Annotated in this window: 14 protein-coding genes and 1 pseudogene; all 15 read right to left on the bottom strand. The window is 38.5% G+C overall.

The genetic code is table 11. The annotated features are described in order from the left end of the window. Positions 1-32 precede the first annotated feature (32 nt). The 15 genes and pseudogenes from essB to Q1J64_RS00430 all read right to left on the bottom strand — a co-directional run bounded on the left by essB (position 33) and on the right by Q1J64_RS00430 (position 19018). Positions 33-1379, bottom strand: coding sequence for a type VII secretion protein EssB (essB, locus tag Q1J64_RS00500; RefSeq protein WP_301107134.1), 1347 nt, complete (start codon positions 1377-1379; stop codon positions 33-35). 13 nt (positions 1380-1392) lie between these two features. Continuing rightward, the gene (gene yukD / locus Q1J64_RS00495) at positions 1393-1632 is read right to left on the bottom strand and encodes an ESX secretion system protein YukD (protein WP_301107133.1); all 240 of its coding nucleotides are present in this window, start codon (positions 1630-1632) and stop codon (positions 1393-1395) included. 75 nt (positions 1633-1707) lie between these two features. Next, positions 1708-2001 carry a WXG100 family type VII secretion target gene (locus Q1J64_RS00490; RefSeq protein ID WP_301107132.1) on the bottom strand — a complete coding sequence of 98 codons (294 nt, stop codon included), beginning with the start codon at positions 1999-2001 and terminating at the stop codon, positions 1708-1710. A 634-nt stretch (positions 2002-2635) separates the two neighbouring features. Beyond that, positions 2636-2845: pseudogene (locus Q1J64_RS00485) on the bottom strand (4-hydroxythreonine-4-phosphate dehydrogenase PdxA); the annotation flags it as partial. Between the two features lie 36 nt (positions 2846-2881). Continuing rightward, complete coding sequence (locus tag Q1J64_RS00480; protein WP_301107131.1) at positions 2882-3493, bottom strand: alpha/beta hydrolase; 612 nt, start codon at positions 3491-3493, stop codon at positions 2882-2884. 77 nt (positions 3494-3570) lie between these two features. Further along, complete coding sequence (locus tag Q1J64_RS00475; protein WP_483315980.1) at positions 3571-4020, bottom strand: MarR family winged helix-turn-helix transcriptional regulator; 450 nt, start codon at positions 4018-4020, stop codon at positions 3571-3573. 117 nt (positions 4021-4137) lie between these two features. Next, positions 4138-4665: a YceI family protein gene (locus Q1J64_RS00470; RefSeq protein ID WP_301107129.1), complete on the bottom strand. Its 528-nt coding sequence runs from the start codon at positions 4663-4665 to the stop codon at positions 4138-4140. Between the two features lie 15 nt (positions 4666-4680). Next, a complete protein-coding gene (locus Q1J64_RS00465) occupies positions 4681-5664 on the bottom strand; it encodes a ring-cleaving dioxygenase (protein WP_301107128.1) in 984 nt (327 codons plus the stop codon). Positions 5665-6100: 436 nt separating this feature from the next. Then, a complete protein-coding gene (locus Q1J64_RS00460; protein WP_301107127.1) occupies positions 6101-8641 on the bottom strand; it encodes a winged helix-turn-helix domain-containing protein in 2541 nt (846 codons plus the stop codon). Positions 8642-8894: 253 nt separating this feature from the next. Continuing rightward, positions 8895-11444 (bottom strand): winged helix-turn-helix domain-containing protein, encoded by a 2550-nt coding sequence (locus tag Q1J64_RS00455; RefSeq protein WP_301107126.1) that lies wholly within the window; start codon positions 11442-11444, stop codon positions 8895-8897. Positions 11445-11812: 368 nt separating this feature from the next. Continuing rightward, the gene (locus Q1J64_RS00450) at positions 11813-13231 is read right to left on the bottom strand and encodes an S-layer homology domain-containing protein (RefSeq protein ID WP_301107125.1); all 1419 of its coding nucleotides are present in this window, start codon (positions 13229-13231) and stop codon (positions 11813-11815) included. A 532-nt stretch (positions 13232-13763) separates the two neighbouring features. After that, positions 13764-14534, bottom strand: a complete 771-nt coding sequence (locus Q1J64_RS00445) for an ABC transporter permease (RefSeq protein WP_301107124.1) — start codon at positions 14532-14534, stop codon at positions 13764-13766. Then, complete coding sequence (locus Q1J64_RS00440; protein WP_301107123.1) at positions 14527-15459, bottom strand: ABC transporter ATP-binding protein; 933 nt, start codon at positions 15457-15459, stop codon at positions 14527-14529. The genes Q1J64_RS00445 and Q1J64_RS00440 overlap by 8 nt, the downstream gene beginning before the upstream one ends. A gap of 182 nt (positions 15460-15641) precedes the next feature. Further along, on the bottom strand, positions 15642-16799 hold the full coding sequence (locus Q1J64_RS00435) for an iron-containing alcohol dehydrogenase (RefSeq protein WP_301107122.1): 1158 nt from the start codon (positions 16797-16799) through the stop codon (positions 15642-15644). 683 nt (positions 16800-17482) lie between these two features. Beyond that, the gene (locus Q1J64_RS00430) at positions 17483-19018 is read right to left on the bottom strand and encodes an SAP domain-containing protein (RefSeq protein ID WP_301107121.1); all 1536 of its coding nucleotides are present in this window, start codon (positions 19016-19018) and stop codon (positions 17483-17485) included. Between the last annotated feature and the right edge of the window lie 496 nt (positions 19019-19514).

Below are 19514 nucleotides of genomic sequence, written 5' to 3'. Positions count from 1 at the left end.
GCTTTTTATAATTCTTCACTTTTTATTGCCACTCAAGATTCCGGCTGTTCTCCCTCTGGCTCCACCTTTTTTTGTTTGGATTGGCGTTGATCTGATTTTGTTTGATCCGGCTGGGGCCCTGGTTGAGTTACCTCGTTTTTCTGAGTTTCTTGCGGCGTCGACGATTGCTTTTCATCGGCCTGACGTTCAGTCTTAGTTTTCGTTTCATTTTCTAATTTCTCTTCTTGTTCCATCAGCTTTTCATATTCCTCTACTTCATCATCGATTTCTCTTAGGAGTTGTTGTTTTTCTTCGCCTGTCAAATCTTCTTCAGCTTGTATTTCTTCCCGTCTTTTTAATAAACCATAAGTGATGAGTTCACCATCTTCCATAGACCGGGCTATATCAATTGCCTCTTCAGCCTCTCCCCGTCCAATGTAGATCCAATACTTCAAATAATCCTCATCCGTTTGAAGTGTAATATTTGCCAAGACATTCTTTTTCTGCTCTTCATCCAATTTTTCATTTACGATATAGGAGTGGGCAGCTTCAAAAAGAATTACATACGGCATACTCTTGACACTTTGCGGTTCTAGAACGGTAACGACCTCGCTGTACTTTTGAGATAAAAACTGCTGATGACTTAACAAATAGACTTCATTTTTTGGTTTCTCATAAACAAAATAATAAATTGTAAATATAATGGCTGGAATCAACATGAGGCCAAGTCCTAATGAGGTATATCTCCAAGTCTTCCATTTCTTACTCGGTAGTTTTATAAAATTCTTCTCTTTTTTCTCAAGCAGCTCAATCTGTTCTTTTATATACAACTTCAGCATCTCTTCATCTAACATGGACATGATGGTTGCTTCTGTTTCGTTCAAATTCAACGCATCCGAGTATTTCAGATACTCATCAAACGTTTTAGAACCATCAATCGCCACCGCAACAGCTGCTCTCGTTTCAAGCCATACCCTATCCGAATCCTGTTCAATAGGCGGTAAACTATCCAATACACCGTAATGGATGAAAAATGGTTTCATTCCGCTGTCATATACAATATTTTCTGGACTGACGACGACTGTCAGACGGGAATACGGATGTGTTTTGACTTTCTCTACCAGCTGATGGGAAAAGATCCATTTCGTTTTTTCATCTTCTAATTGGATGGATTCAAACGGTTTATAGGACTCTGGAATTGTAGCATTGACGACCAATTGATCATCTGTCATCAGAATTTCTTTTTTTATCTCTGGTTCCATATCTTTTATAAATGTTAAAATGGCGATGTTTTTCAGACCAATCCGTTCTTTTTGAAAGACGAATGTAGCCTTATTCTCTTCTCTGGTTAATTCTGTTTCTAGTAATTTTCCCAAATAACCGCTTACTTTTTTTGACATTTAGATTTCCCCTTTAGACGATTTCAAGCCTGTCTCCTGTTGTGATACCACAATCTTCTAATGTCAGATGTCCAGGAAATGATTTATTTTTATTCATTATTCGAACCCAATGACCTTCACGCTGTCTTTCCGAAATAGACTGGGCTTGCCAAGCGATATCAATAAGTTTTTTCAATGTATGATAATTGGAAAGCCTTAGCTCAAATACCTTCCCATCGTATTTTTTTAGGTCAACTGTAACTTCTATGTACATTAAATTCACTCCATTGGGAAGAAGCGCCTTCTTCTTGTGAAAAAGACGCCCCTACATACATTTGTATTGATTGGATTAACCACGGATTTGACTGGCAACCTGCTGATCCGCATCCTGCAACGCTTCACCTGCACGATTTAACTGAATACCTACTTCGCTTAACAATTCTCTCATTTCATTGAAATGCGGTTTAAGACGTTCATATTGTTCAGCAAATGCTGCACTTGATGCACCTTCCCACATTGATTGCAACTCACCGATCATACCGTCAAGACGGCCGATCTGTGACGCCACTTCGCCTGATTCATGATTATAACGGTTTGCCATCGCTGAAAGTTCTGCGGGTGTTACGCGAATAATTCCTGACATCCAAAACATCTCCATTTCATTTATAGTATTTATAAAATAACTGATTGAAACGATACTGTTAGATCCACCATTCCAATACAGGTACTTCCAATAGAACGAAAGTTTTCCCAATGAGGCACTTTAATGAAATCATCTTTAGAATTCATTGTCAAAAGAACTTAATTTTCATCTATAAATGATTGGGTATATCGGCTCTATGCCTTTAGTCAAAAACCAGTATTATCCATAAGAGGTTTATCAAATCATATTCTATTCGCTTGGTGTTTGTAAGTAATTGATAATATAAATCTCATAAATAGAGGGATAATCGTAACTTTAGAATCATTTTTCATAACAATAAGAAATCTTAAGGCCATGATTCTGATAAAGATGCCTTTGTAAGGAACACTTGCATTGGTTTACACACTCGTGACAGTTAAAGCAAACATGATTTTCGTACTTCTCGCAAAGGCACTTTAAAATTATCAACATAGTACCAGTGCTAGTAAAGCTTGAATCACAAAAAGACTCCTAGTGTACTCACTAATCTTTACATGAGTGCATTACGAGTCTTCTTGTTTTCTTTTTTGTGTAATAAAATCCTCTGTCGGTAATACAAACAGGTCTCAATATGAGGCCTATTTATATTTTCTCATTACTTTTTCGGCGCCAGTTCGATTGCCTGCCGAAGAGCTTCCAGCATACTTCTTTCATCTACGATTCCTTTACCCGCTATATCAAATGCTGTACCGTGATCTACGCTAGTACGGATAATCGGTAAGCCGACTGTTATATTGACACCAGATTCTAATCCTAATACTTTAATAGGGCCATGTCCCTGATCATGATACATCGCAACCACTAAAATCACTTGTCTTAGAGTAAATAACTTACTACGTCATTAATTGATATCTAAGGAATACCATTCACCAGCGGCTTCAACTTCTTCCGCTGTTAGTTGATGACCTCTGTTTTCCCAATGAACTTCAACTTTTGCATTCGCATTTTCCAATAGCCTTTGTAATTCTTCAGTTTCTTCCGGGGCACAGATTGGATCATTTGTACCGGCAGCAATAAACACAGACTTTCCGGACAAGTCGGGTAGCTCAATTCCTCTTCTCGGAACCATCGGATGATGCAGAATCGCACCTTTTAGCGCGTTTTGATAGTGGAATAATAAACTGGCAGCTATATTGGCACCATTTGAATAACCAATAGCAATCACATTATTTCGGTCAAATCCATATTGTTCGGCCGCTTCATCAAGGAACTCATTTAATTCCTTCGTCCGAAAAATAAGATCTTCTTCATCAAAAACATCTTCTGCCAACCTTTTAAAGAAACGAGGCATGCCTGATTCCAAAACATTCCCGCGAACACTTAACACTGAAGCCGCTTCGTCAATTCTTCCAGCCAGAGGCAGAAGGTCTAATTCATTCCCTCCAGTTCCATGAAGAATTAGTAAAGTTGGTTTGCTGCTATCTTTTCCTTGTTGAAATATATGCTTCATCATATATCCTCCTTATGTAGCTGTACTCGCTCTCCACGCAATATGATGAACGGTTCTAACACCCATTTGACTGCTGAAAGTTATAACTCTTGGGCATAATACCCTAACTTTTTCAGCTGTTCAATCATTACTGTTTTCTCATTACTATCCAATCCTGCACATATTTCATTAATGGCTTGTTTATGTTTCGGAAACACTTCATTCATTAAATCAGTTCCGGCTTCCGTGATTGACACATAGGTAACACGCCGATCATCCGGACAAGGTTTTCTCTTTAACAAGTTTTTCTTCTCTAACTTATCCACCACATAAGTGATGCTGCTACTTGCTATCAAAACCTTTACGCCGATTTTTTGTATCGGTTGGTCCCCTTTGTTGTAAATTAGTTCGAGAACAGCAAATTCAGTTGGATTTAATCCCGTCTTTTTTATATCTTCCTCAGCACGTCTTTTTATTGACTCTAAAGCACGAGTAAGAACAACAAATAATTTCAGAGACAATGTCGCTTCCTCTTGTCTTTTATTTTCCATGTTTATCATACCTCTTTTTTGGGATTCTTAATCTCCGTTAATGGTTTACGTAAGTACTATAGATCTTTAAAAAGGGCGATCATCTTCTGCGTTACAGAGATGTCGCCAATTTTTTACTTATTGTGCTGGATTAACCTGAAGTTCTACCGTGATTTTAATATCGTCTCCTACTAATACGCCACCTGTTTCTAACACCTGGTTCCAAGTTAAACCAAATTCTTTTCTAGAAATTTTCGTTTCTGCTTCAAAACCCACTACCTCTACGCCCCATGGATTTTTTCCAGCTCCAGTACGGGTTACTTTAAATGTAATCTTCTTCGTCACGTTTTTGACAGTAAGATCTCCTAATACATCATAATCGTCCTCACCTGTTTTAACAATTTTAGTAGAAACAAATGTAATATTCGGATACGATTCAACAGCGAAAAAATCATCCGAACGAAGATGGTTATCTCGATCTTCATTATTTGTATTCAGCGTGTTCACATCAATATTAAAATTAATTTTTGCTTCCGTTAAATTTTCTAGATCCCCTTCAACAGAACCTTCAATCCCGGTGAAATTACCTCTCACATTTGAAACCATCATATGTCTAACTGAAAAACCTACGTTTGTATGAGCTGCATCTACATTCCATTTTGTCATTTTAAAACTCTCCTTTTACAAATATTCTTTTTCTATTTTAATCGTGCTGCGTACCGTGTCGATTGGTCTGACAGCTGCCTCAATTTCTTCTCTTTTTCCCTCCAGGAATGGTGGTAACGACAAAATTTCCCCTACGGTTTCATAAGGTTCGTCCCCCATAAAGCCAGGTCCATCTGTTGCCCATTCAAAAAGGATACCCGGTGCTACCCGTGCATATAAAGATTCAAAGAAGAAGCGATCCACATATCCTGATGTACCAAAACCAGCTCCTTGCATATGTTCAATCCATTCAAATAATACTTTTGTATCTTCCACGCGGAAAGCCGTGTGATGCACAGTACCATATCCTTGTCGGCCAGCCGGCAGGCTCTCATTATGTTCCACAATTACTTGTGCTCCATTTCCGCCTTCACCGACTTCAAATAAATAGAACGAACCTTCTCTTGCAATTTCACGCATGAACATAGCTTTTTCCAAAACCTCTTTAAAATTGTCAAATTGCGCAATGCGAATATGAACCGGCCCTAAACCTGTAATTGCAAATTCCAAAGGTACTGGACCATTCTGCCAAGGTGTTCCTGACTCAACACCTTTGTTACCTTCATCAGAAACTAACATATATTGTTGGTCGTCAAAGTCAACAAACGAAATAGTTTTCTTACCGAAAACTTCTTCAATGCCATTATTTTTCACTTTATACTTATCAAATCGTTTCACCCAGTATTCAAGCGCAGCATCTGTAGGCACACGGAAAGAAGTTTTATAAATCTCATTCGTTCCATGGGTACCTTTCGGAATACCCGGGAAGTCGAAGAATGTCATATCTGTGCCGGCAGATCCTTTATCGTCTGCGAAGAATAAGTGATACGTTTGAATGTCATCCTGATTAACTGTTTTCTTTACGAGACGCATTCCTAATACATATGTGAAAAATTTGTAATTCTTTTCTGCACTGCTTGTTATAGCTGTTACGTGGTGAATTCCTTTTAAATGATTCAATATAGTTCCTCCTATCTTTATTTCAAATTAATATAATACGAATTCGAGATATTTTTGTTCAAAAAAAATAATACTATCTTAACTGGAGGCGAGGAAGAATTGCACAATCGGCATTCTTCATTTTCGGGCACGTTTTGTTCGCACCGCCTGCAATATATCTCTAATTGATTTATCTCTAATTCGAACTAAATATATCATGGATTCATCTTATATGTCAACACTATCGAATAATATTGTAGCCAAGTCTGCATATTCTATATACAAAGCTACATTCAAATGAAAGAGCTAGTTACACTTATAGGGATAAGACTTCCATATATTGCAGAGGAAATAATCCCCGACACTTCCGAAAATACATTAGATAATGGAAGAATATTTGCTGCGGAATATAGTTATCCAAAACTGGATGGGATTCTAATAAACTAGAATCCCTCTATTATTCTTCCCTGGCTGCCAAAATTGCTTTTGTTCGTGAATTCACACCCAGTTTACTATAAATCTCTGATAAATAAATACGCACAGTTCCTTCCGTAAGCGTCAACTTGCTGGCAATTTCCCTATTTGAAGCACCATCTGCCAATAATCTCAAGATTTCCCGTTCGCGTGGTCTAAGCGTGTCCATCACTTGGTTATGTTGATTACTCACTATGACTTGTTCAATATAAACGAGCGGTATAAAGTCCCAATGATCATGGATGCCTTTCTGATGTACCTTCAAGTACTTCCTCATTAAAGGCTCGATACTTACTTCGTCGAGAAATGTCCTTTTATAATTATAAATTTCACCGTATTTTAATGCGCCGTGCAATGCTACCAATGCTGCATCTTCATTCGATAACCTCATTTGACAAACCGCCTCAAGTACCCCAGCCTCTATAATTGTCGATACTTGTCTTTCCTGCAGTGCTTTTTCTTTTATTCGTATAGTTGTTTTTAATGCTTCACCTGCTTGTCCTTTCGCTAATAAAAGTCTTACATGCACCAGTAACCAGAACTCATTTTCTGACTCAGCTTGTAGATAATCCAACCCTGTCGACTTCGAAAGTTCCCATTCTGCTTGCGAAACATTGCCTTCAAGTAAGTAACAATAGGCTTTCATTACACGCAACAAATCAATCCAGTGTTGTTCCTTTATAGTACTCATCGCATAATCCAGAATTGAATATGCATCTACAAACATTTTTCTCATTGCATAAATACGACTTTTTAGGATATACATCGGAATATACAATCCCGGATCTTGAAAACGATGGCCATATTGTAAAGCAGTTTCAAGTTCGATCAACGCCTCATCTATATCATCATGTTCATACAATGTTTCTGCTTGCACACCATAACCAAATCCCGTCATATTCTGTTCTTTAAATTCAGTCTGCCTAAATAAGTCGAGAAAGGGCATGACTACTTCCTTCGGCCAAAGCTTGCCTCTCCCCCCAATAGACGTCCTTAATGTCCGGGCTTCGAGTTGATTATATTGCATCGGGATATGATCCCACTTCGAACTTACTCGTCCAACCTTTAATTGGGTAGTAATTAGCGCTTTTGCTAGTTCAATAGCTCCACCACCAGCGAAAATAACAAATGCCTTAGCCGTCACAAAAATGCTAGCTATCCCTTCATACTCCTCTGTTTCCATCCATTGATCCACTTCATTTCTAAGCTCTAACTCATCAATAAGCCGCCTCGCTTTCTCGATTTCATAGATGTTAGATAATGCAATCATATACATGACGAGCGTTTCTATATTGACTAAATAATGATGATTTCGCAGAACTTGTACCCAACGAATGAAAGCTGATACTTGCCCCAATTCGAAGACCTCAATTAGATAAACAGATATCCACTTATCCGCTTCAGCCCACAGCTGCCCTCGCAGTAAAAGTTCAATCGCAGAAACAATATCGCCCCGTTCGAATAAAATCATTGTCACTTCTTCATAAAATGAAGCGACAGCCTTTTGTGAATAACGATGGTGCAGTTCAATTTTCAAGGCATCTTCAAATAAATGATGATAGCGAAAAACGGGTTCGTCCGAATGTAAACGAAAAATAAATAACCCCTTTTTTTCAAATTCCAACAACATATTGTGACTATCCGTCCGATTGGTGATTGCATCGCATATCGCGGGCTCTAACTGCTTCAAAATGGAAGTACGCACAAGGAAGTCCTGTTCTGATGAAGAAAGAGGTGCAAAGATTTCTTGCAATAAAAATTCTGTAATGAATGGATACTTACTATTCAATTGAGTACTAACTGAGTGAACCTCTGCAGATATCCCTCCCGAAAGAACTGCCAACTGAATACCCGCTGCCCAACCTTCAGTCATTTGCATTAAACGTTTAAGCGATTCAGTATCTTCATAGTCCAATCTTCGTTTCTTGTAAAAGAGCTCAGCTTCTTCATAGGTAAAGCGTAACTGATCCACACCGATTTCAGTTAACGATTCTTGAACACGCCACTCTGCAAATGGTAATGGTAAATCCGTTCGACTCGCTATTAATAAACGAATGTTACCAGGTAAATAGTCGATAAATCGCGCCATCATTGTATGAATAATAGGACTTTCAATTAAGTGATAATCATCCATAACGATAACAATTCTTTCTTGAACCAATGCAATTTCATTCAAAAAAGAGTCGATTAACCATTCTAGCGGAGACTGTACATTAAATTGAGTAATGACCTTTGAATCCTCGTCTTTTGTAACTATGTTAGAAACAGAACGGATAACATATGTCCAAAAACGAATGGGGTCATTATCATTGGCATCGATGGACAACCAGGCAACTGGTTCCTCAAGCTGACTAATCAACTGGCTTAAAAGCGTTGTTTTTCCATAACCTGCCGGCGCCCGAACAATCGTCAATTTTCTAAGTTCATTATATTGCAGCGAGTCAACTAAACGAGGTCGTCCAACTGCTTCCAGTGTTGTTCGTGGAGCAGTTATTTTCGAACGCAACCAAACGATATAAATCACTCTCCTTTCTGCTATTAGTATCTTAATACCCTTCGAACTATTCAGTATAGTTAATATACTATTATATCAATAATGGATATGTTTCCAATTATAAATTATGTTAACCAAAAAAATCTCGTTAGCTATTTTTAGGAAAGTTAGGGCCATTGAATTGAGTACACGAAAAAACGGTCTTATACTCAAATGGTAAGCATTAGACCGTTTTTCATCATTATTTACTAGTTACAGTTTCAAAAGAATTTGTCTTTTGTTTCTAATACGCTTCTCCTTTAGCCACCAATATCGCCTTTGTTCGTGAATTCACACCGAGTTTGCTGTAAACATTCGTCAAATAGACACGCACAGTTCCCTCAGACAATAACAACTCTTGTGCAATTTCACTATTCGTAGCGCCTGTTGCGACCAGGTCTAGTAAACTCCGCTCACGTGGTGTTAAACTAGCCAACATCGGGTTCTCAACCGGCTCTATTTGACTTTCCGCAATCAATTTTTCCACATAGGTTATGGGTACAGTATCCCACTTCGCACTTAAACCAAGTCGTCTCATTTTCAAATATTTACCCAACAATGACATGACAGTCATTTCATCTAGGAATATTCTGCTATAACCGTACGGCGCACCCTCTTTCAACGCATTGTGTAATGTGAGAAATGCCGCCTCTTCATTCCCTAAATCTACTTGACACACCGCTTCCAGTATCGTTGCTTCAATGATTGTTAGGACTTGCCTTTCCTTTAATGCGATTTCTTTCACTCTGATCGTCCTCTTTAATGCATCTGCCGCCTGCCCTTTAGCCAATAAAAGACGGGCAGTCATCAACAACCAAAATTCTTTTTCAGACTCTGCAGTTGGATTGTTGAGTCCGGTTGACGCAAAGAGTTTCTGTTCCGCCTGCAGTATATTCCCTTCGAGCAAGTAAACATATGCTTCCATAGTCCGCAATGAATCTAGCCAATGTCTTTCGGTTGTTGTCTCCAATGCATACTCTAAAACTGCATGCGCTTCAACAAATTGGTTTTTGGATACATAAACCCTTGCTTTCAAAATATACATCGGTATATATAATCCCGGATCTTTGAAGTGATGGCCGAACTGTAATGCAGCTTCCAATTCTAATAATGATTGGTCCAATGCATTTCTGTGAAAAGAAGTCTCCGCTGCAACACCATAAGCAAAACCAGTCATATTTTTCTCTTTCGTGTCTGCTTCTTGAAAAAACGCAAGTAAAGGCAGTATTTCATCAGGCCACAATAACTTACCTCTTCCGCCCACACTTGTCCGCAAAAGCGTCGGTTCAAGCCAGTTATATTGCATGGGAATGTCATCCCATCTCGAGCTTGTCCGTCCTTTATCCAATTGTTCACCTATAATCTTCATTGATTGGTCAATATCCTTACCGCCTGCCAACAACACGAACGCACGTATGGTATCTAAAATACTTCCCATGCCCCGATAGTCTTCTGAGTCCATCCATTGATCTACTTCATGTAGCTGGTCCAATTCCATGATTAATCGGCTCGCTTCTTCCATTTCGTAACTGGTAGCTAATGTGATGACATACATGACTAGTGTTTCAACATTGACCAAATAGTCATTATCGCGCAAGACTTGCATCCAACGATTGAATGTTGAAGTTTGCCCTATTGTAAAGATTTCTAATAGATGGGCTGTAATCAATGTATCCGCCACTTCATATAACTGCCCCTTCAAAGCGAGTTCAATCGCGGAATTAAAATCACCTTTCTTAAGTAAACTTGCTGCCGCATCTTGGTACAATAAAGAAACAACTTCATCCGAATAACGATGCATCAATTCCACTTGTAAAGCATCTGCAAATAAATGATGAAAGCGGAAAATCGGTTTACTGTCATGTAAACGAATAATAAAAAGACCTTTTTTCTCCAATTCCAACAATATCTGAAGACTATCATCCCGATTGGTTAACGCGTCACAAATCGTATGATCCAATTGATCCAGGATAGACGTACGCAAAAGAAAATCCTGTTCAATAGGAGGGAGTGATGCTAGAATTTCTTGCAACAAAAACTCCGTTGCGAATGGATGTGGATGATTAAATCCAGTAGTATCCATAATGTCTGTTGTGGAATACTTCCCCGCAAGACCAACTAATTGAAGACCTGCTGCCCATCCTTCTGTCTTGCGGAATACCTGTGAAAGCAATTCAGTATTATCATAAGGTATTTGATGTTCTACATAATAACGTTCTACTTCATCATAAGTAAATCGTAGCTGATCTACTCCAATTTCGGTAAGCCATCCTTTTACCCTCCATTTAGCAAAGGGAAGTGGAAGATCTGTACGACTTGTCAAATATACATACGTATTTGTAGGTAAATAATCTATAAACCGCGCCATTATATCGTGAATTACAGGATTTACGATTACATGATAATCATCCATGACGATATGAATATTCCCCTGAAACGATTCGATTTCATTCATAAAGGAATCAATTAATACTTCCAATGGCGACTGCTCATTGAATAGGGCGAGCATGTGTAACTTTGTCTCTCCCACAGCGATTTCAGAAACCGCACGTATGACATATTTCCAAAAACGGATGGGGTCATTGTCCGTTTCATCTATTGAAAGCCAAACAATGTGTTCGTGAAGTTGCGTCACCCATTGACTAATCAGCGTTGACTTTCCATATCCTGCAGGTGCACGTACAATCGTTAATCTTCTAGGACCACTAGTATGCAGTAAATCAATTAATCTATTTCGATCAACTGTTTGTAATGTGGCTTTTGGCACCGCTATTTTTGAATCCAACCAGACCATATTTATCACACCACTTCCAACTTTTTTCCTTCATTGTATAGGTTATTCTAGATGGTAAGTTCTATCTCCTTTATCTCCACCTATGTATTTTTAAAATTCAACACAAAAATACTCTACAGCCAGACTTTTGAGAGTCTGATTGTAGAGTATATTCTACTTTAGTTTGAAGAATTCATTTCGCAATAAATAATTTTCTAATTGGTTCCTTCTACCATCTGCGCTACTAGTATCTTCTACTGTCATATAATATAACTCGCCTTTTTATACGGAACGTCAGACGTGATGATTGGATAGGCTACACTAGATATTCTTCAAGTTCAAGGCACTCAACGGGTGATGCTTATTTTGCAGGTGCGAAAGTTGAACTTTTACTGAATGACTGCTGTATAGTTCACGAATATCTTTGTTGCTTGAGCACGTGTTGTTGCTTCACCAGGCATGAATTTACCATCCATTCCATTCGCAATGCCAAATGCATGTAACATAGAAATCGCATGTTGAGTTTCAATATTATACTTTGCGACGTCCGTATAAGGAGCCAGTTCATTCGCAATGTAAGGCTCTTGCTTCACTACTTCATAAGCACGCTTCACCATTAATGCAAGTTGGGCACGTGTTACAAAATCAGTGGGATTGAATTGTCCATCGTTGCCTTTCACAATTCCAACTTGATAGGCTGCCGCGATTTCTTCTTGTGTATCTTTCGCATAATGTGCGATGTCATTGAACGGAGCAGCCTTGTCTGCTTTAAGTCCAAGTGTACGTGCAAGAATGGATGTAGCTTGCGCACGTGTTAACTTGTTCTCGGGTTTAAATGTGCCGTCCGCATAACCTGAAACGGTCTTTGCACCCACCGCTTTTTCAATAAATTCTTTCGCCCAGTGATTTTCAATATCAGAGAAAATTGCCGGTGTTGGAACTTCAGGCGCTGGTTTCTCTGGAGACGGTACTTCCGGAGTAGTTGTATCTTTTACAATCCACTTATAACTTTTCTTGATTTGATTGTTAAATTGTGCGGCTACTACTTTATAACCCGCTTCGCTTAAGTGAATGTTTTGTGGATTTGGCAAGTGTGCGGCGAAATCAGCAGCGATCGCATCTGCTGTTGGAACAAAGATGGCACTTGTTCCTGACATCCCCGCTTCAATCGCACCATTCAACCCGACAAGTAACTGTGCTAGTTGTGGTTGAATTTTAGGTGAAAGGTGAGGGAACGGATTATAATAACCCATTACATAGACTTGGACATTAGGATTAACAGCGTAAATAGACGTTAAAATTGCATTATAATTTACGCCTACTTCTTGGATTGCAGCTGCCAGACCAGGTAAGTCAATATTCGGTAATCCCGTTGCAGGATCCACTTTAAAATAACTCAGTACATCATTCGCGCCAACGCTAATTGTGATTAAATCAGCTTCTGCAATAGATTTATGAAGCTCCGCACTTTTTACTTCATGTCCGATTCCTGAGACCGGCTTGGTAACATTCGCTTTCAAGTCTTTTATAACATTTGTAGCTGTGTAGCCTGGAAATGAAAAGCCCTTATTAGAAGACTTTAATACATTTGTTTCATGTAACGATTGTGCAAGAAAATCGGGATACCCTTTTCCCGGTAAACCATCGGAACCAATCCCGAAAGCAAGCGAATCACCCAGCGCCAAATAATTGATGGGCATGACCTGCGTAGTTGTATTCGCGTCAGTTTCTGCCGCTGACGATTGGAATGGAACTGCAACAAATTGAAGAAGAAGTACAAGTACAAAAATAATTTTAAATTTCATCATTGCTTTAATAATAATCTACCTCCGTATAGTTGTTTCACAGTTTTTGTTACTCTAAAAATTGTGCACATACCTAGTATAGTTGATATTTTTAGTTGTACTACTGAGGAATGTTAATGGTTTGCAAATAAATAAAGAGTGGAGTAAAAACTATGCCTGTGCAGCACCCAATAAAATCAAAAAACGCCAACCTCAAATTACGAGGTTGACGCTGTAATATCTATTTTGGAAAGTATACAATACTGTCATGGTTTTTCAAATTAGTGTCAGAGGATAGAAGAGCTTTTAGGTCTGCTGAATGTTCACTTTGCTCAAACCTACAATCAAATATAACCGAATTATGTGCAACGTGTATTTCAAGTCTTTTATCAAAAATACCATAGTTTGTACCAGTCTACCGTTATGGTTGTGATTGGTGGTGGAAAAAACTGTATTGAGCTAAGGCCCCGATTAAGGTGACACTCCTAGAGCTATTACTAAGGTAGTTTGAATTTATCACTGCTTTTAAGAGGTTGTTGAATAAGCACAAAAGATGTCAACTTCTCAGCCCACGGCCTTTTTCAATCAGATACCAATTGATTGCATAAAGCAAAATAACAAAGATAATCGAAATGAGAACAGAGAATAAAATGGGAACGTCGACTACGCCGAGAATCCCGAATCGGAATCCCGAAATCATATAAACAATCGGATTGAACTTTGATACAACCTGCCAAAACGGAGGCAACATCGAGATTGCAAAAAACACGCCGCCTAAATAGGTCAACGGCTGAAGAATAAACGTAGGAACAATAGACACATCGTCAAATGATTTTGCAAAAATACCGTTCAACAGTCCTGCCAATGAGAACAAAATAGACGTCATCAAAAGCGTCAAGACGACAATGCTCCAAGAGTAGACTTGCAACGGAACAAAAAACAGAGAGATAATCGTGACCAGTATCCCCACCAGAATACTTCTTCCTAGTCCTCCAATCACAAAGCCCCAGATAATGATATGAGTCGGTACAGGGGCAACCAATAGTTCTTCAATGTTCTTTTGAAACTTTTGTGAAAAAAATGATGAAGAGACATTTGAGTAGGAACTCGTGATGACTGACATCATGATCAATCCAGGGACTATAAACTCCATGTAGGAGAATCCTTCCATCTCGCCAATCCGTTTGCCAATCAAATTCCCGAAAATGATAAAGTACAAGAAAGTTGTGATGACCGGCGGTACCAATGTTTGGACCCAGATCCTAAGATAGCGGTTCGTTTCTTTGACTGCCAAACCTTTTAATGCTGTAAAATATAGTTTAAACATGTACATCCCCCACTGCCGTTTCTTCTGTAAGTTTTAAAAATAACTCTTCTAATCGATTGGACTTGTTGCGCATGGACAATACTTTAATTCCTTGTTCTGTCAATTGGTTAAATACTTCGTTGATCCCTTGATCACGCGCTACCTCCACAGAAAGGGTTCCTTCGTCCGTGAGTTCACTTTTATAGCCTTTGATCACCGGCACCCGTCCTGAAGCTTCGATATCTAAAATAATTGTTTCAAATTGGAGCTTAGCCAGCAATGATTTCATACTGGTATCTTCAATCAGCTGCCCATTTTGAATGATTCCAATGTTGCGACACAACATCTCCGCTTCTTCCAAGTAATGTGTTGTCAGAATAATCGTCGTGCCATTTGCATTCAACTCTTTCAAAAACGTCCACATTTCTCGTCTCAATTCAATGTCCACACCGGCCGTCGGCTCATCAAGAATGAGTAGACGCGGTTCATGCATCAAGGCGCGAGAGATCATCAGTCGGCGTTTCATCCCTCCAGAAAGCATCCGTGCCTGAACATTTCTTTTCTCCCATAAATCAGACTGCTTCAAGTACTTTTCGCTGCGCTTTAATGCCTCTTTCCTTGGCACGCCATAATAACCCGCCTGGTTCAACACAATCTGCTGGACCGTTTCAAAAGGACTAAAGTTGAACTCTTGAGGTACCAGACCGATCTGCAGCTTGACCTGCATTAAGTGTGTGTCCATATCATAGCCGAAGACATTAACTTTTCCTGATGTCTTATTGACGAGGGATGTCACAATCCCGATAGTCGTAGATTTGCCGGCACCGTTAGGACCCAAGAGAGCGTAGAAGTCTCCTTCTTCCACTTTCAAATCGATGCCACGCAAAGCCTTGACACCGCCCATATATACTTTTTTTAGATCTTTTATTTCTAATGCGTATGTCATACCTTTTATCTCCTAACCATCTTTTTAATCAGCTGCATGTAATTAGCTATTTGCTAGTATACCACTCCTCTCATTAGCAAAACTTTATGCATTTTTTAAAAAAGCACTCGGGATATTGCGTACGCAATATCCCGAGTGCTTTATTTATTTTTGGTTCGTTTCCCACTAATGATTGTTACAAATCACATAGCGTTTTTAATTATTTCCATTACTTCTTGTAATTTAGGCTTACGTGGGTTAGTTGCTGCAGTGGCATCTTTCATCGCGTTTGTAGCCAATGTTTCAATGTCTTCTTCTTTAGCACCCAGCTCTGCGAAACCGCTAGGAATGCCTAAATCTTTAGCCATTTGCTCGATTTTTGCAATTCCTTTTTCAGCTGCTTCACGAGTACTTAATCCATCGACGTTTTCACCTAAAGCCGCTGCAATGTCTGCAAAGCGTTCTTCTCTTGAAATCAAGTTGAACTTACATACATGTGGTAGTAAGATCGCATTACATACACCATGTGGGTAGTTATAGAATCCACCGAATTGATGGGCAATCGCATGTACGTATCCAAGCGAAGCATTGTTAAATGCCATTCCTGCTAATGATTGTGCATAAACCATTTGTTCGCGGGCTTCAATGTCTTGTCCATTCGCAACCGCTTTTGGTAAATATTTTGGAATGATTTTAATGGCTTGGATCGCAAGAGCGTCTGTAATTGGTGTTGCTGCTGTAGAAACATATGCTTCTACGGCATGAGTCAACGCATCTAAGCCTGTTGCTGCTGTTAATGCAGGTGGCATACCAATCATTAATTCCGGGTCATTGATAGATAATGTCGGTGTAACATGTTTATCTACAATCGCCATTTTGACTTTACGTGCAGTATCAGTAATAATCGTGAATTTGGTTACTTCACTACCAGTACCGGCAGTTGTATTAATCGCAATTAAAGGTACCATTGGTTTTTCAGATACATCTACACCTTCATAATCATGGATTCTGCCGCCATTTGCAGCGACGATTCCAATACCTTTACCTGCGTCGTGCGAGCTGCCGCCACCAAGTGTAACAACACTGTCGCAATTCTCAGCTTTATAAGCTTTGAGTCCTTCTTCTACGTTTTTATCCGTAGGGTTCGGTTCTGCTTTTGGGAAAATCGCAACTTCCACGCCAGCTTCGCGAATTATATTTGCAATACTTTCTGAAATTCCTAAACCATGTAATCCTGCATCTGTTACTAATAATGTTTTCTTGGCACCTAGGCCAGCTAATCTTGTTCCTACTTCATTTACAGATCCTTGACCGAATAAATTTACAGATGGCATGTGAAATGAACTTTGCTTGTTTGTCATGTAAAACACTCCATTCTTTTTTTCTGTAAACACCGTCTTACAAATATTATCGTACTCCAATAATATTTCGAATTCAAAGCATTGAACCTCTAACTAACAATGTTCATAAATTCCGAATTATGAAATTGCAAAGAAGCACTGTGGCTCTAAAATAAGGCATAAGAGGTACTTCACATCCGTTTATATAATTCCCCAAAATCTACAATTGATACCACGATTTCAACTTAACTTTTTTCGCATTGGAGAGAAGTTCTTGAAGTATCCGCATGACATATAACAAGCCGATTAGAAAAAAGGTCTTTCGCCAATTCAATGAATTGATGAAAGACCTTCTTAATTAAAAATGATTTCATGGTGCTTATGAAAAATAAATAGCCTTGCTTGATGTTCTATCCTCTACCTTACGTAATACAAGGGTTTTGAGAATTTCTTACATCATGCCGCTCATTCAAGCGGTTACATCATATAGTTATACAACTTTTCCAAACCATTGCTATGACAACGTTATATCTTTAGGACTGAAAAAACAATTGAATTCAATAAAGGTGCCAGGCACTCAAACAATCACATCAACCGAAACAAACATAAACATTTGAAATTTCATAAGTATATAAGTGCCAAGCACCATAGTTATTCCAATTTTTCATTCTATAAACTGAATTGATTGAAGCATCTTACACCAATTACACTTTCAACACCCCTTTTAGTGCCCATTCCATCCGACTCAACAACATGTTCCTAGTTAACTCACCTGTCATATTAAATACTTGCAAGCTAAATGCCGGTTGCTTCTGATCCGAAAATTCTTGCCAGTGATCAGCAACATATTTTAAATCAGTAGCTTTAATTAACGCAATGTCTGTATCTTCCTCAGAAAAAGCTTTTAATTTCTGAGCTTGAGCTACTGCCTCTTTCGTATAATCTTGCACAATAATTAAAAATAATGTTACGCGCATCTTTTCCGAACGAATATATCTTAAAAACTGGTTGAAGTGGTTCTCAGGGAATTGATAGGCTCCTTCTGTACTCTTGTTGTCCCATAAAACTACTTCTTGCTTACTAAATTGTAATTTCCCATCTGCATGCCTTGTTCCTTCCATCGCTAAAACATTCATTCCAAACTTACGTTCAAAAATATAACGCGTCGCTTCTTCAAAGTAATTATCCACCTCTATATCTTTATCTATCACTTTGTTTACACGAAGTGTTTTATAATCTCTTGCAGCCAACTCCTCGTAGAAGTCAAAGAGCCTTGACCTGTCATCTGTTGGGTCGGATGATGTTGGGGAAGATAACATTTCATAATAATCTATGATGTTTTGGATTTTCTCTTTTTTAGTACCACTGACTCTTGCCCCTTCTAACTTTCTTAGAATATCCGACAACTCCTTGGTACCAAAAACTTTCAATGCAGTAGAAGGTAAGATATTATGTTCAAGGATTCTTGCAATCACACTTTCTTTAACTCCACTCACGTTAAAGTCTAAATGCTGCAGAATCTCTCTTAGTTGGGTAACACTTAAATCATTCAAAAGTGTTTCATATACTTCATTCCTTAGTTCTCCACCCATTTCATAACGCAAGACACGAGCAATATCTTTAGGAATAATATAATATGATGCATCATCTTTGAACCTTAATATTAGGCCCCGGGTTTGCAAATTAATTAATGATCTACTGATTTGCTGGTGTGTATGTAAAACGTTGTTTTTCTGTGGGAATCTTCCGATTTTACTCTCTAATAAATAATGATCACGTATAGTTAAATCCAACTCTCGTCTTAGAACATTTAATATATTAATCTCATGTTCATTCAAAGACTCGTCCTTTTTCCATGCTTCATCTAGAACAGCACTGTAGATTCTACTAACATCTTGAGGGATAAATCGATTCATGTAGTTATCATCTTGACTTTGTTTTAAAATGGCTTTTTCCATATCCTCGACTTCTTTATATAGATTGGCCTCAGCCAATAGATATCCTTCCTTTTCCATCAAGGCCATTAAAATCAATTCATTCAATAATGCTAAATCACGAGCTTCTCTACTGAAATCCAAATAACTTTTCACGCGCTCTTTGTTCTGGAACTCATCAATATTCTTTAAGATTACTTCACGCATTTCTTCCTCTGTCTCCATACGAACATCTTTTAAGAAACTATCCACCGTTCTCCCCAAATACATCTTTGTCATCTTCGGTAAAATATCTTGTAAATACACTCCCATCCTCCTCCTCTTTCTTTTAAATGCAATCAGATAAAGGGACACCACAACTGAAGATAAATAATTCAGTAAACTCAAGATTAGTATATCATACATATATTGGAATAGATTTAATATCCACATAATTTTTTGTTTATTTAAAACTTTATATAAACTATGCATTGTAGTGTGTACCAAGTAATTTATAGTCGTACTGCTTAGTTATATTTTCGAATTATTATACTGTACTCATTTAGTTGAATGGATATTTAGGTTCAGAGACTTCCTGCGTGATGAGCGTACAGGTGAAATCCTGGACCATCGCTCGACGTAAGAAGCGGTATTCATCGGTTTCCGCCTCAAAGTAATAGAGTACAAACACAAAAAGGCCTCCCACCAATTCCTAAGAATCGATGAGAGACCTTTTCGTTGCTATAGATAATACTCACTCCACCCTTTCAAAAAAAGGATTAAAGGGTGATTACATCATGCCGCCCGTGAGTTGAAAGTGTGT

Origin of the sequence: Sporosarcina sp., from assembly GCF_029257255.1 — a bacterium.
Lineage (GTDB): Bacteria > Bacillota > Bacilli > Bacillales_A > Planococcaceae > Sporosarcina.
This window is presented reverse-complemented; position numbering and strand designations above follow the sequence as displayed.

What these genes read in the sequence shown, in the direction of transcription:
- essB (WP_301107134.1), bottom strand. Translation starts at nt 1,379, where the DNA reads ATGTCAAAAAAAGTAAGCGGTTATTTGGGAAAATTACTAGAAACAGAA.
- yukD (WP_301107133.1), bottom strand. Translation starts at nt 1,632, where the DNA reads ATGTACATAGAAGTTACAGTTGACCTAAAAAAATACGATGGGAAGGTA.
- Q1J64_RS00490 (WP_301107132.1), bottom strand. Translation starts at nt 2,001, where the DNA reads ATGTCAGGAATTATTCGCGTAACACCCGCAGAACTTTCAGCGATGGCA.
- Q1J64_RS00480 (WP_301107131.1), bottom strand. Translation starts at nt 3,493, where the DNA reads ATGATGAAGCATATATTTCAACAAGGAAAAGATAGCAGCAAACCAACT.
- Q1J64_RS00475 (WP_483315980.1), bottom strand. Translation starts at nt 4,020, where the DNA reads ATGGAAAATAAAAGACAAGAGGAAGCGACATTGTCTCTGAAATTATTT.
- Q1J64_RS00470 (WP_301107129.1), bottom strand. Translation starts at nt 4,665, where the DNA reads ATGACAAAATGGAATGTAGATGCAGCTCATACAAACGTAGGTTTTTCA.
- Q1J64_RS00455 (WP_301107126.1), bottom strand. Translation starts at nt 11,444, where the DNA reads ATGGTCTGGTTGGATTCAAAAATAGCGGTGCCAAAAGCCACATTACAA.
- Q1J64_RS00450 (WP_301107125.1), bottom strand. Translation starts at nt 13,231, where the DNA reads ATGATGAAATTTAAAATTATTTTTGTACTTGTACTTCTTCTTCAATTT.
- Q1J64_RS00445 (WP_301107124.1), bottom strand. Translation starts at nt 14,534, where the DNA reads ATGTTTAAACTATATTTTACAGCATTAAAAGGTTTGGCAGTCAAAGAA.
- Q1J64_RS00440 (WP_301107123.1), bottom strand. Translation starts at nt 15,459, where the DNA reads ATGACATACGCATTAGAAATAAAAGATCTAAAAAAAGTATATATGGGC.
- Q1J64_RS00435 (WP_301107122.1), bottom strand. Translation starts at nt 16,799, where the DNA reads ATGACAAACAAGCAAAGTTCATTTCACATGCCATCTGTAAATTTATTC.